The sequence below is a fragment of the Phenylobacterium sp. genome (assembly GCF_046590535.1).
Classification (GTDB): domain Bacteria; phylum Pseudomonadota; class Alphaproteobacteria; order Caulobacterales; family Caulobacteraceae; genus Phenylobacterium.
Genome location: NZ_JBKJTG010000061.1, coordinates 1 through 12,537, shown reverse-complemented (window position 1 = coordinate 12,537; position 12,537 = coordinate 1). Strand labels below are relative to the sequence as shown.

General features: G+C 68.5%; 12 protein-coding genes and 1 pseudogene. 7 read left to right on the top strand and 6 right to left on the bottom strand.

Going from position 1 to position 12,537, the window contains the following annotated elements:
• The 5 genes and pseudogenes from ACLL81_RS03680 to pnp form a co-directional block, all read left to right on the top strand.
• Window positions 1–471, top strand: a pseudogene (locus ACLL81_RS03680) (dienelactone hydrolase family protein); the annotation flags it as partial.
• Between the two features lie 66 nt (window positions 472–537).
• The gene (gene rbfA / locus ACLL81_RS03675) at window positions 538–1,008 is read left to right on the top strand and encodes a 30S ribosome-binding factor RbfA (protein WP_411286992.1); all 471 of its coding nucleotides are present in this window, start codon (window positions 538–540) and stop codon (window positions 1,006–1,008) included.
• On the top strand, window positions 1,008–1,940 hold the full coding sequence (gene truB / locus ACLL81_RS03670) for a tRNA pseudouridine(55) synthase TruB (RefSeq protein ID WP_411286991.1): 933 nt from the start codon (window positions 1,008–1,010) through the stop codon (window positions 1,938–1,940). The genes rbfA and truB overlap by 1 nt, the downstream gene beginning before the upstream one ends.
• Before the next feature lie 16 nt (window positions 1,941–1,956).
• Window positions 1,957–2,226: a 30S ribosomal protein S15 gene (rpsO, locus tag ACLL81_RS03665; RefSeq protein WP_411286990.1), complete on the top strand. Its 270-nt coding sequence runs from the start codon at window positions 1,957–1,959 to the stop codon at window positions 2,224–2,226.
• Between the two features lie 312 nt (window positions 2,227–2,538).
• Entirely contained in the window at window positions 2,539–4,680 is a 2,142-nt protein-coding gene (gene pnp / locus ACLL81_RS03660; RefSeq protein WP_411286989.1) for a polyribonucleotide nucleotidyltransferase, read from the top strand.
• A 127-nt stretch (window positions 4,681–4,807) separates the two neighbouring features.
• On the opposite strand, the gene dnaA is transcribed toward pnp, so the two are convergent.
• The 5 genes from dnaA to mutM all read right to left on the bottom strand — a co-directional run bounded on the left by dnaA (window position 4,808) and on the right by mutM (window position 9,654).
• Window positions 4,808–6,244 carry a chromosomal replication initiator protein DnaA gene (gene dnaA, locus ACLL81_RS03655; protein ID WP_411286988.1) on the bottom strand — a complete coding sequence of 479 codons (1,437 nt, stop codon included), beginning with the start codon at window positions 6,242–6,244 and terminating at the stop codon, window positions 4,808–4,810.
• A 408-nt stretch (window positions 6,245–6,652) separates the two neighbouring features.
• Window positions 6,653–6,922: a 30S ribosomal protein S20 gene (gene rpsT, locus ACLL81_RS03650; RefSeq protein ID WP_411286987.1), complete on the bottom strand. Its 270-nt coding sequence runs from the start codon at window positions 6,920–6,922 to the stop codon at window positions 6,653–6,655.
• Between the two features lie 163 nt (window positions 6,923–7,085).
• The gene (locus tag ACLL81_RS03645) at window positions 7,086–7,862 is read right to left on the bottom strand and encodes an enoyl-CoA hydratase (protein WP_411286986.1); all 777 of its coding nucleotides are present in this window, start codon (window positions 7,860–7,862) and stop codon (window positions 7,086–7,088) included.
• Between the two features lie 29 nt (window positions 7,863–7,891).
• Window positions 7,892–8,794 carry a TraB/GumN family protein gene (locus tag ACLL81_RS03640; protein ID WP_411286985.1) on the bottom strand — a complete coding sequence of 301 codons (903 nt, stop codon included), beginning with the start codon at window positions 8,792–8,794 and terminating at the stop codon, window positions 7,892–7,894.
• On the bottom strand, window positions 8,791–9,654 hold the full coding sequence (gene mutM, locus ACLL81_RS03635; RefSeq protein WP_411286984.1) for a bifunctional DNA-formamidopyrimidine glycosylase/DNA-(apurinic or apyrimidinic site) lyase: 864 nt from the start codon (window positions 9,652–9,654) through the stop codon (window positions 8,791–8,793). The genes ACLL81_RS03640 and mutM overlap by 4 nt, the downstream gene beginning before the upstream one ends.
• 76 nt (window positions 9,655–9,730) lie before the next feature.
• Between mutM and ACLL81_RS03630 the strand changes: the two genes are divergently transcribed.
• Window positions 9,731–10,489, top strand: coding sequence for a class I SAM-dependent methyltransferase (locus ACLL81_RS03630; protein ID WP_411286983.1), 759 nt, complete (start codon window positions 9,731–9,733; stop codon window positions 10,487–10,489).
• A gap of 4 nt (window positions 10,490–10,493) precedes the next feature.
• A complete protein-coding gene (ubiB, locus tag ACLL81_RS03625) occupies window positions 10,494–12,002 on the top strand; it encodes a 2-polyprenylphenol 6-hydroxylase (RefSeq protein ID WP_411286982.1) in 1,509 nt (502 codons plus the stop codon).
• Window positions 12,003–12,017: 15 nt separating this feature from the next.
• Here the strand turns inward: ubiB and ACLL81_RS03620 are convergent.
• The coding region (locus tag ACLL81_RS03620) for a cupin domain-containing protein (protein WP_411286981.1) at window positions 12,018–12,537 on the bottom strand (520 nt) is incomplete at its 5' end.

Genomic DNA, 12,537 nt, shown 5'->3' with positions numbered 1-12,537 from the left:
GCCCGCAAGGTCCACGCCGAGTGCGGCGGGCCGGGCGTCGGCGCGCTGGGCATGTGTTTCACGGGCGGCTTCGCCCTGGCCATGATGACCGAGCCCTCGGTGATCGCCCCGGTGCTCAGCCAGCCGTCCCTGCCCTTCGGCAAGGGCAGCGACCGGGCTATCGACTGTTCGGCAGCCGAGATCGGTTGCGCCAAACGGCGCTTCCAGGACGAGGACCTCAGCCTGCTGGGTCTGGCCTTCCACGGTGACCGCTTCGTGCCGCCCGGCCGGTTCGAGATGCTCAGGGAGACGTTCGGCGACAAATTCGAAGCCATCGAGCTGCAACCGGAGGACGCCCGCCCCGGCACCGGCGTTCCAGGCCACTCGGTGCTGACCATTCATCTCAACAACAGCGGCCCGACGAAGGCGGCCGAAGCGCGGACCATCAGCTTCTTCCGCCACCGTCTCGGGCTGGACAGCGCGCGCCCGTAAGCCTAGAAGCCCGCCCTTCCGCTGTTTCGGGGTCTGATCCCCCGCCGGCGCCAAGGATAAGAAGCCATGTCACGCGCCTCCCCCCGCCACGGCAAATCCCGTCACGCCGCGCCGTCCGGCCCGTCCCAGCGCCAGCTGCGCGCGGGCGAGCTGATCCGTCACGCGCTGGTCGAGAGTCTGCGCGAGGAGCATCTCGCCGATCCGGCCCTGGCCGACGTCTCGGTGACGGTCTCCGAGGTGCGCATGAGCAGCGACCTCAAGCACGCCATCTGTTTCGTTGAGCCCCTCGGCGCCGGCGTTACCGGGGCCGCGACCCAGGACGTGGTCAAGGCGCTCAACAGCGCCTCAAAGCTGCTGCGCGGGCGCCTCGGACGGCTCATCGACATGAGGTTCACGCCCGACCTGAAGTTCTTCCACGACGACAGCTTCAACCACGCCGCCCGCATCGACCGCCTGTTCGACAATCCCGTCGTCCAGAAGGACCTGCATCCCGGCGACGCGCCGCCCGCAGCCCGCGACGACGACGGGGAGGGCTAGTGGCCCGCCGCAAGAAGGGCGACGCGATCTCCGGCTGGATCTGTCTCGACAAGCCCTACGACTTCGGCTCGACCCAGGCGGTCGGCAAGGTGCGCTGGCTGTTCAACGCCCAGAAGGCCGGCCACGCCGGCACGCTCGACCCGCTGGCCACCGGCATCCTGCCGATCGCGCTCGGCGAAGCGACCAAGACCGTCCCGTTCATGATGGACGCCGACAAGACCTACCGCTTCACGCTCGAGTGGGGACGCTCGACAACGACCCTCGACCGCGAGGGCGAAACCACCGCCACCTCCGACGTCCGCCCCAGCCGCGAACAGGTCGAGGCGGCCCTGCCGGCCTTCATCGGCGAGATCCAGCAGGTCCCGCCCAACTATTCGGCGGTCAAGGTCGACGGCGAGCGCGCCTATGATCTGGCCCGCGCCGGCGAGGACTTCGAACTCGCGGCCCGCACCATCAAGGTCCACGCCTTGCGCGTCTCGGCGGCGCCGGACGCCGATCACATCGAACTGGAGATGGAATGCGGCAAGGGCGCCTATGTCCGCTCGATCGTCCGCGATCTGGCCGAAGCCCTGGGGGCCTGCGCCCATGTCAGCCAGCTGCGCCGCACGCGCGTCGGCCCGTTCGGCGAGGATCGTGCGATAACACTGGAAAATCTGGAAAATTTGAGCCATAAGGCCGCGCTTCCGGAGGTATTGCTCCCGGTCGAGACCGCGCTGGACGACATCCCGGCGCTGGCCGTGACCGCGGAGGACGCCTTCCGGCTGGCGCAGGGACGACCCATCGTTCTGGTTCCCAGACAGGTCGAGACGCTCAAGGCCCGCCTTTCCGGCGGTTCGCGACTCGTTTCGGCCATGGACGGAGACCGGTTGGTGGCCCTCGCCGAGATGCGTGCGGGAAGGCTCAATCCCGTCCGGGTCTTTATTCAAGCCTGAGCGGAGACTTAACCCGATGTCGATTACCGTCGAGCGCAAAGCCGCGCTTATCACTGAACATGGCCGCACCTCGGCCGACACCGGCAGCGCCGAAGTGCAGGTCGCGATCCTCTCGGAACGCATCTCCAACCTGACCGAGCACTTCAAGACCCACAAGAAGGACAACCACAGCCGTCGTGGTCTGCTGAAGCTGGTTTCCCAGCGTCGCGGTCTCCTCGACCACCTGAAGTCCTCCGACGAAAGCCGCTACACGGCGATCATCGAAAAGCTGGGCCTGCGCCGCTAGTCCAATCCCTGTTCCGCTCATCCCGGCGAAGGCCGGGACCCAGGCTTTTTCTTGAAAGCCCGGGTCGAGCGGAGGGAAGCAAAACACCTGGGTCCCGGCCTTCGCCGGGATGAGCGGTGTTGAGACCCAAGACACCACCCGTTCCTCCAGGCTCTGGAACGGTGCGGTGGGAGCCTGACGGCTCCATCCATCCGTACGACGAGGGTTCAATCGAAATCCTCACCGGGCCTGACATCTGGAGAGGATTTCGGAAACGACACCTGTCCGCCCCCGCCAGGAATACGCCTGCGGGATACAGAGAAAGACAAACCCATGTTTGATATCAAGCGCAAGACCATCGAATGGGGCGGCCGTCCGCTGACCATCGAAACCGGCCGCATGGCCCGCCAGGCTGACGGCGCCGTCCTCGTGACCTACGGCGACACCACCGTTCTGGCCGCCGTGACCTTTGCCAAGAGCCCCAAGCCCGGCCAGGACTTCTTCCCCCTGACCGTGAACTACCAGGAAAAGTTCTACGCCGCCGGCAAGATCCCCGGCAGCTTCCCGCGCCGCGAAACCGCGCCGTCGCAGAAAGAAACCCTGACCAGCCGCCTGATCGACCGTCCGATCCGCCCGCTGTTCGTCAAGGGCTTCAAGAATGAAGTGCTGGTCGTCGCCACCGTGCTGAGCCACGACCTGGAGAACGATCCCGACATCGTCGCCATGATCGGCGCCTCCGCCGCCCTGTGCATCTCCGGCGCCCCGTTCATGGGCCCGATCGCGGCGGCCCGCGTGGGCTACGTCAACGGCGAATACATTCTCAACCCGACGCTCGACGAGCTGAAGGAAAGCCAGATGGACCTGGTCGTGGCCGGCACCGCCGACGCCGTGATGATGGTTGAATCGGAAATCAAGGAACTGTCGGAAGAAGTCGTCCTGGGCGGCGTCTCCTTCGCCCACAAGGGCATGCAGCCGGTGATCGACGCGATCATCGAACTGGCCGAACACGCCGCCAAGGACGCGTTCGACTTCGAAACCGAAGACACCGACGCCGTGAAGGCGAAGATGAAGACCCTGGTCGGCAAGGACATCGCCGCCGCCTACAAGATCACCAAGAAGGGTGACCGGGTCAGCGCCATCAGCGCCGCCAAGGGCAAGGCCATGGAAGCCCTGGCCAAGTCCGAGACCAACGCGGACGGCTACGACGCCAACAAGCTGGGCGGCGTGTTCAAGGAGCTGGAAGGCGACGTTGTCCGTCGCGCCATCCTCGACACCGGCATCCGCATCGACGGCCGCACGGTCGACACGGTCCGCCAGATCATCGGCGAAGTGGGCGTCCTGCCCCGCGCCCACGGCTCGGCCCTGTTCACCCGTGGTGAAACCCAGGCCCTGGTCGTGGCCACCCTGGGCACCGGCGACGACGAGCAGCTGATCGACGCGCTGGAAGGCAAGTACTACGAGAAGTTCATGCTGCACTACAATTTCCCCCCCTTCTCGGTGGGTGAAACCGGCCGCATGGGCGCTCCTGGCCGCCGCGAAGTCGGCCACGGCAAGCTCGCCTGGCGCGCCATCCGGCCGATGCTGCCCAAGCAGGAAGACTTCCCCTACACCATCCGCCTGGTCTCTGAGATCACCGAGTCCAACGGCTCGTCCTCGATGGCCTCAGTCTGCGGCTCCTCGCTGGCCCTGATGGATGCGGGCGTGCCCCTGAAGAAGCCGGTCTCCGGCATCGCCATGGGCCTGATCCTGGAAAAGGATGGCTTTGCCGTTCTCTCCGACATCCTGGGTGACGAAGACCACCTAGGCGACATGGACTTCAAGGTCGCCGGCACCGCCGACGGCATCACCTCGCTGCAGATGGACATCAAGATCCCCGGCATTACTGAGGCGATCATGAAGCAGGCCCTGGCCCAGGCTAAGGGTGGCCGCGACCACATCCTGGCCGAGATGAACAAGGCCATGGAGGCGCCCCGCGCCGAACTGGGCGAGCACGCGCCGAAGATCGAGACCATCAAGATCGCGGTCGACAAGATCCGCGAAGTGATCGGTTCGGGCGGTAAGGTGATCCGCGAGATCACCGCCGAGACCGGCGCCAAGATCGACATCGGCGAGGACGGCACGATCAAGATCGCGGCCGCCGAGCAATCGAAGATCGACGCGGCCAAGGAGTGGATCAAGTCCATCGCTTCCGAACCGGAAGTCGGCCTGATCTACACCGGCAAGGTCGTCAAGGTCGTCGACTTCGGCGCCTTCGTGAACTTCTTCGGAGCCAAGGACGGACTGGTGCACGTCAGCCAGATTTCGTCCGACCGCGTGAACAAGGTCTCCGACGTGCTCACCGAGGGACAGTCCGTGAAGGTCAAGCTCCTGGGCTTCGACGATCGCGGCAAGACCCGCCTCTCCATGAAGGTCGTCGACCAGGAGACCGGCGAGGATCTGTCGAAGAACGAACAGCCGGAGACGGCGGACGCCTAAGGGCTTTCACCTTCCACGGATCTGAACGAGGCGGCCGCAGCGATGCGACCGCCTTTTTCATGGGTGGCGGCAACGAAAAGGCCCGCCTTGCGGCGGGCCCCTGCGGCGTGCGGCGTTACGGTTGTCGTCAGCCGCGCAGCTTCCTCAGCAGCACGTCCACGTCGCGGGCCAGGGCCGGGTCTTCGGCCTTGAGGGATTCGATGCGGCGCACGGCGTGCAGCACGGTGGTGTGGTCGCGCCCGCCGAACCGGCGGCCAATGTCGGGCAGTGACCGGGTGGTGATCTGCTTGGCCAGCCACATGGCCACCTGGCGGGGGCGGGCCACCGCGCGGGCGCGGCGCTCGGAGATCAGGTCGGCCTGCTTGAGGCCGTAGTGCTCGGACACGGTCTTCTGGATGGTGTCCACCGTCACCTTACGCTCGTTGCAGGCCAGGTGGGGTCGCAGGATACCCTGGGCCTCGTCCAGGGTCAGGCGGGCCACGTCGGCGCCCACCCGGGCTACCAGGGTGTTGAGCGCGCCTTCCAGCTCGCGGACGCTGTCGGTGAACCGGTCGGCGAGGAACTGCAGCACCTCCGGCCGCGCTGAGGGCACGAAGCGGCCCTGCTGGGCCAGGGTGGCCAGTTTGCGCTCCAGGATGCCCAGGCGCAGGGAACGGTCGGCAGGCTCGATGCCGCAGACCAGGCCCGCCTGCAGGTGCGAGCGCAGGCGCGGCTCCATCTCGGAGAGTTCGGCGGGCGAGCGGTCGGCGGTCATCACCACCCGGCGGCCGTCTTCCACCAAGGCGATCAGGGTGTGGAACAGCTCCTCCTGGGTGGTCGGCTTGCCGGCCACGAAGTGCACATCGTCGATCAACAGCAGGTCGGCGTTGCGCAGTTCGTCCTTGAAGGCCGCGGTCTGCTTGTCCTGCAAAGCCTTGACGAACGTCGTCGTGAACCGTTCGGCGGTCAGATAGACGACCCGCTTCTCCGGCTCGTTGCGCATGGCCTCCCAAGCGAGCGCATTGAGCAGGTGCGTCTTGCCGAAGCCGTAGGGGCCGTGGAACAGCACGGGATTGAAGTGGCCGTCGGACCAGGTCGCCACCCGGCGGGCCACGGCGAAGGCGAACTCGTTGGCGGGACCCGACACGAAGGTGTCGAAGGAAAAGCGCTCTTGCAGGCCCTGCAGGCGGCCCTGGCGGGCGGCCACGGGCGGGACGGCCTCGGCCTCGATCTCGAAGACCAGCGGTGCGGCCGGGGCCAGGCTGGCGCCCGGCGCGGGCAGGGTCAGGGCGGCGGCCGTGTCGACCTCCATCCGAGACTTCAGGTCCAGGGTGCGGCCCATCGGGTCGTTCTGCGCCCAGAGTTCGCCGATGCGGCGCCAGGCATGACGGCGAATCCAGTCGCGCGCGACCCCCGTGGCGGCCACTAGGCACACCTCGTCGCCGCTTTCGCGCAGCGCCGCCTGGCCCAGCCAGGAGCCGAACGTCGCCTCGCCCAGCTCGCGCTTGAGCACCTGGCAGGTCTTCGTCCACACGGCCCCTGCCGGTGCGCTGGCCATAGCTCCCGCAGCCCCCCCGCTCATCATCCCTGTAGCCCCATCTCAACCCACCAACACGACCGTGACCCCGCGCCCCGATCGTCAGTTTCTTCAACGCGCACAAGCTCTCATCCGGCGAACGCATGAGCTCCGCCGGCGCCTCGTTTAATCCGAGATCAGATGGAAGACGCCTGTAAGAAGCCAGAGACTAGTCGGGCGCCCCGGAGGGTCAACGGTGATTCTTAGCGCTGTCGACGGATATTTTCGTTGACTTGCGACGGACCCCTTTTGGGCCAAGGGAAACGTCCAATACTCACTCCGTCCGCTGAGTAGATTCGCCGCAGGAGCCGCCTCAAGCTGGGCCGTAGCGCACGAAAAAGCAGCGCCCGGACCCGGACGCTGCTCGATCAATTCCTAAGGGTGAAGAGGGAGAGCCGGGGGCTCTCCAGACCGGCCTCAGGCCGCCGGCAGCTTCTTCAGCTGCGCGGCCAGGCGCGAGACCTTCCGCGAGCCGGTGTTCTTGTGCACGACGCCCTTGGTGACTGCGCGCATCAGCTCGGACTGGGCCTTCACGAAGGCCGCCTTGGCCGCCGTAGCGTCGCCCGAGGTGAGGGCTTCCTCGAACTTGCGCAGGAAGGTGCGCACGCGCGAGCGGCGCGCGGTGTTGACTTCAGTGCGGCGGGCGATCTTGCGGACCGCCTTCTTGGCGCCGGGCGTATTGGCCATTCCAGAACTCTCAAAACGGGTCGCGCCCGGCGGACCGGACGGGGAAAATCGGAGGCGCGGATATACGGGAGCGCAGACCGCGGGTCAATGGTGGCGAGGGGCGTTTCTAGTGTGGCGATTCGGAAATTCGCCTGCGCCTTTGGCGAACTTCAGAACCAGCACACTAGCGGCCCTTGAACGCGGGCTTCCGCTTCTCGACGAAGGCGGCCATGCCTTCCTTCTGGTCCTCGAAGGCGAACAGCGAGTGGAACAGGCGCCGCTCCACCGCGACGCCGGTGGAAAGCGTGGTCTCGTAAGCGGTCTGCACCAACTCTTTGTTCATCATCACCGCCAGGGGGGACTGGGCGGCGATCTTAGCCGCCGCGGCCATGGCCTCCTCGATCAGCTTGTCGGCGGGCACCACCCGGGAGACCAGGCCCGCGCGCTCCGCCTCGGCGGCGTCCATCATCCTGGCGGTCAGGATCATCTCCATGGCCTTGGATTTGCCCACGAAGCGGGTCAGCCGCTGGGTGCCGCCGATCCCGGGCATGACCCCCAGGTTGATCTCCGGCTGGCCAAACTTGGCGGTGTCGGCGGCGATGATGAAATCGCACAGCATGGCCAGCTCGCAGCCGCCGCCCAGGGCGTAGCCGGCCACCGCGGCGATGATCGGCTTGCGGAACTGCTCCAGCCGCCGCGCGCCCTTGGTGAAGAAATCGGCGGCGAACATCTGGGCGTAGGTCTTGTCGGACATCTCCTTGATGTCCGCGCCGGCGGCGAAGGCGCGCTCGGAGCCGGTCAGCACCACGCAGCGCACCGCCTCGTCGGCCTCGGCCTCGTCCAGCGCCCGGCCCAGGTCCTCGAGCAGTTGGCTGTTCAGCGCGTTCAGCGCGTCGGGCCGGTTCAGGCGGATCAGGGTTACGCCCTGGCTGGTCTCGACGATCAGGGTCTCAAAGCTCATGGCCGGCTCCGGATGGGTCTGGGCGCGGCTTAAGGCCCCTGGACCGAATAGCCAAGCGCGCGCAGGCGGGCCGGCAGGCCGTCGGGGCCGATCAGGTGGCCGACGCCGACCACCACCACGGTGCGGCCCCTGCCCTTCAACCGGGCGTCCAGGGTCTCGGTCCAGCGCACGTTGCGATCCACCACGAGGCGCTGGAACAGCAGGGGCGAGACGCGGCGCAGGGGCGCCAGGGCTTCGCGGTCCAATGCCGCCAGGTCGCCGTCCGTCCAGGCGCGGATCAGGATCGCGAAATCGTCGGGCCGCTCCTCCATCTCCTTCAGGGTCTCGCCCAGCGAGGCGATCTGGTCGGCCATCGGCACGCCGGAGAAATAGGCGAGCTGCTGGGCGGGGGTCTCAAAGGCGCGGCGCCGGATCTTCGCAGGCGTGGCCGCCGACAAGACCGCCTCCACCCCGTCCGCGGCGCTGGCGCCGGCCCGACGGTAGGCAGCCCCGGCCAGGGCCACCTCCGCCAGCCAGGGCTGCAGCCGGTCCAGAACCGGCGGGGCGACCTTGTAGGCGGCGGCCACCCGCGAAAGCCTGGCGGCGTCCTCGCGCCCCAGCAGCCGATAGAGCGACTGCCCCGGCGGCAGGATTCCCGAGGCCGCCGCCAGCCGGGAGGTCTCGCGCTCCACGGCCTCGCCGGTAGGCAGTTCGAACCAGATGTCGTCCGCCGCCTTCAGCGCCCGTTGCAGGATCCTGGGCTGCCACGCGAGGCCCGGCGGCAGCACGTGCACCGAGCCGAATAGCACCATCTCGGAATCCCGGTCCTTGACCACCCAGACCGCCGGCTCGGCCCGGGCCTGACCCGCCAGGACCAGGCCCGCCAGGGCTGCGAACGCGCTCTTCCATATGGGTCGAGATTTGGGCGCCGGCGCGCGCGGGCGCCACCTCAACGCTGGCACACTGGGCAATGGAACGTGGAGCGGCCTGACTGCACCTGGCGCGCGATCGTGCCGCTACAGGCCTCGTTGGGGCAGGGACGGCCCGCGCGGTCATAGACCCGGAAACTGTGCTGGAAATAGCCCAGCGCCCCGTCGGCCTTGGCGTAGTCGCGCAAGGTGGAGCCGCCGGCCGCGATGGCCTCGGTCAACACCGCGCGGATGATCTCGACCAGCCTGACCAGCCTGGGGCGGGTGATCTTCCCCGCCGGCCTGAACGGCGAGATCCGCGCCCGGTGCAGCGCCTCACAAACGTAGATGTTGCCCAGGCCCGCCACGATTCGCTGGTCCAGCAGCAGGGTCTTGGGTCCCTGCTTGCGCCCCGCCCAGGCGGCCTTCAGGTGGTCGGCGTCGAAGCCTTCGGATAGGGGCTCGGGGCCCAGGCCCGCGAACCATGGGTGCAGGGTGAGCGTCGCGGAGTTGACCAGGGCCATGTAGCCGAACCGGCGGGGGTCATAGTAGGTGACGCGGGCGCCGGCCTCGGTGTCGAACACCACATGGGCGTGCTTGGGATCGGGGTCGACGGCGTAGTGGAACTCGCCGGCCCGCACGGCGCCTTCGGGCCGGGCGATCTCGAAACGCCCGCTCATCCCCAGATGCATCACCAGGGTGTCCTCGCGGTCGAGGTGGGCCAGCAGGTACTTGGCCCGGCGGGTGAGGCTGACGATGGTGGCTCCGGTGAGCTGCTGGACGAAGTTCGCCGGCAGGGGAAACCGCAGGTCGGGGCGCCGGGCCTCCACCCGGGCCAGTCGTTGGCCTTCCAGCACCGGCGCAAGGCCGGCGCGGACGGTCTCCACCTCGGGCAATTCAGGCATGTCCGAGGCTTGGCATGAGCGGGCGCCCACGCCAAGGCCTTGGAGCCGTCCGCCTTTAAGGTCTAAGAGCGGGGCCATGACCGGACCCGCCGCCACCTTCGGCTTCCGCGACGTGGACCCAGCGGCGAAACCCGGCATGGTGCGGGGTGTGTTCGACCGGGTGGCGCGCCGCTACGACGTGATGAATGACCTGATGAGCGGCGGCGTCCACCGGCTGTGGAAGGACGCCACAGCGGCCCGGCTCAATCCGCAGCCCGGGGAGACCATCGTCGACTGCGCCGGCGGCACCGGCGACATGGCCCGGCGGTTCGCGAAGATGGCTAGGCGCGCGCGGCTTCGCCGCGGCGGGGCCGACGCCCGGATCTTTGTCGTCGACTACAACGCCGAGATGATCGCCGCCGGCCGGCGGAAGGGCTCCGAGCCGGAGATCGCCTGGGCCGTGGGCGACGCCCAGAACCTGCCCCTGCCGGACGCCAGCGCGGAGGCCTATGTGATCAGCTTCGGCATCCGCAACGTCACCGACCTCGCCGCCGCCCTGGCCGAGGCGCGCCGGGTGCTGAAACCCGGCGGCCGGTTCCTCTGCCTGGAGTTCTCGCGGCCCGTCACTGAGGCCCTGCAGAAGGCCTATGACGCCTATTCCTTCAAGGTGATCCCCGAGATCGGGGCGCGGGTGGCTGGCGACCGCGAGGCCTATCAGTACCTGGTGGAGAGCATCCGGCGCTTCCCCGACCAGCGGCGGTTCGCCGACATGATCACGCAAGCCGGCTTCGCCCGGGTGGAGTTCACCAATTTCACCGGCGGGGTGGCGGCCCTGCACACGGGACGGGCGCTCTGAGACCATGAGCGGACCCGCAGCCTTCGGACGGCTGGTCGGCGCGGGCTGGACCCTTCTGCGCAATGACGCCCTGCTGCCGCGGGAACTGCGGGACCTCTATCCGCCGGTGGTGCTCACCCTGTCCAAGGCGCTGCACCTCATGGCCGGCCGGCAGGCGGCTCAGGGGCGTCCGGGCGAGCGGCTGGCGCGGTCGCTGGAGCGGCTGGGGCCGGTGGCCATCAAGCTGGGCCAGCTTCTGTCCACCCGGGCCGACATCTTCGGCGCCGAGTTCGCCGAGGACCTGGCGCGGCTGAAGGACCGGTTGGAGCCGTTCCCGACGGCCATCGCCCGCGCCGAGGTGGAACACGCGCTGGGCCGGCCCATCGAGACCCTCTACGCCAGCTTCGGCGAGCCGGTGGCCGGCGCCTCCCTGGCCCAGGCCCACGAGGCGGTGTTGCTGGACGGGCGCAAGGTGGCGGTGAAGGTGCTGCGCCCCGGTATCGCGCGCCGGGTGGGCGAGGACGCCGAGGTCCTGGCCCTGGCCGCGCGGCTGATCGACCGCTGGGTCAGGCCGGCCCGCCGGCTGGAGCCCCGGGGCTTCGCCGCCGCGGTGATCCGCGCCGCCCTCCTGGAGCTCGACCTGCGCCTGGAGGCGGCCGGTTGCGACGAGCTGGGCGAGGTGATGGGCCACGACGGCTACATGCGCGCCCCCGCCGTGGTCTGGGAGGGCGTCGGCAAGCGGGTGCTGACCCTGGAGTGGGCGCAAGGCTGGCCCCTGTCGGATGCCGAGGCCCTGACTCAGCCGGGGCTGGACCGCAAGCTGTTGGCCGTCAACCTGATCCGCGCCTTTCTCTCGCAGGCGCTGGACCACGGGGTGTTCCACGCGGATCTGCACGAGGGCAACCTGTTCGTCGCCGCGCCCGCCCGGCTCACCGCCGTCGACTACGGCATTGTCGGACGCCTCAGCGCCCCGGAGCGGCGCTACCTGGCGGAGATCCTGTGGGGCTTCTTGCAGCGGGACTATCCCAGGGTGGCCCAGGTGCATTTCGACGCCGGCTATGTGCCCGCCGGGCACAGCGTGGCGGCCTTTGCCCAGGCGCTCAGGGCCGTGGGCGGGCCGGTGTTCGGCCGCGCGGCCAGCGAGGTGCCCATGAGCCGGGTGCTGACCCAGCTCTTCGAGATCACCGCCCTCTACGACATGCGCCTGAGGCCTGAGCTAGTGCTCCTGCAGAAGACCATGATGACCGTGGAGGGTGTCGCCCGCCGTATCGACCCCGACCACGACATCTGGGCCGCGGCCGACCCGGTGGTGCGCCGCTGGATGCTGCGCGAGCTGTCGCCGCCCGCCCGCATCCGCCGCTTCGCCGAGGAAGCCCAGGCCGCCCTGCGCAACCTGGCGCGGCTGGTGGAGAATCCGCCTCGCGCGCCAGTGGTGGTGACCCCGACACTGCCGGCCCGTCCGCGCTGGCTATGGTTCGTCCTGGGCGCTTTGGCGGCCGGCGCGGCCTTCGTCGCGAGGGGCGTGATCGGGTAGCGGACGCAGACTGTCCTAATCAAGCCGGCTCCGCGCCCGCCATTCCTGCTCGCTGAGTTCGTCGATGCCGCCAGGGCCATAAAGGCTGATCCGACCTCCGCGGAACACCGCCGTCCGGCCGATGGTCGGCATCTCGGCGATCTCGAAAGCGCCCCGTTCGCCGCCGGTCAGATAGGTGAGGTCGCCCGACCCGGTGTTAGCCAGGTGATGCACCACCCCGTCGATGGGGAAGCCGATGAAGTCGCCAGGGCCGATGGCGGTCGCCGCGCCGTCCAGCACCACCTCGCCGGACCCTTCGAGGATGAACACCCACTCCTCCTGCACCGCATGGGCATGCGGGATGAAGCTCTGCTTGCCAGGCGCGACCCGCATCAGGTGGACCGCCGCGCGCTTGAGGCCCACCGCATCGCCCAGCGGCGCCATGCGCATGTCGCTGTCCGGATTGAACGGGTGCCGGCCGTGGAAGGCCTGCGACCAGTCCAGCGCATGGGTGCGCACAAGATGCTTGGGGTCCGACACATAAATCTCCTGTCCC

What these genes read in the sequence shown, in the direction of transcription:
- rbfA (WP_411286992.1), top strand. Translation starts at nt 538, where the DNA reads ATGTCACGCGCCTCCCCCCGCCACGGCAAATCCCGTCACGCCGCGCCG.
- rpsO (WP_411286990.1), top strand. Translation starts at nt 1,957, where the DNA reads ATGTCGATTACCGTCGAGCGCAAAGCCGCGCTTATCACTGAACATGGC.
- pnp (WP_411286989.1), top strand. Translation starts at nt 2,539, where the DNA reads ATGTTTGATATCAAGCGCAAGACCATCGAATGGGGCGGCCGTCCGCTG.
- dnaA (WP_411286988.1), bottom strand. Translation starts at nt 6,244, where the DNA reads ATGATGAGCGGGGGGGCTGCGGGAGCTATGGCCAGCGCACCGGCAGGG.
- rpsT (WP_411286987.1), bottom strand. Translation starts at nt 6,922, where the DNA reads ATGGCCAATACGCCCGGCGCCAAGAAGGCGGTCCGCAAGATCGCCCGC.
- ACLL81_RS03645 (WP_411286986.1), bottom strand. Translation starts at nt 7,862, where the DNA reads ATGAGCTTTGAGACCCTGATCGTCGAGACCAGCCAGGGCGTAACCCTG.
- mutM (WP_411286984.1), bottom strand. Translation starts at nt 9,654, where the DNA reads ATGCCTGAATTGCCCGAGGTGGAGACCGTCCGCGCCGGCCTTGCGCCG.
- ACLL81_RS03630 (WP_411286983.1), top strand. Translation starts at nt 9,731, where the DNA reads ATGACCGGACCCGCCGCCACCTTCGGCTTCCGCGACGTGGACCCAGCG.
- ubiB (WP_411286982.1), top strand. Translation starts at nt 10,494, where the DNA reads ATGAGCGGACCCGCAGCCTTCGGACGGCTGGTCGGCGCGGGCTGGACC.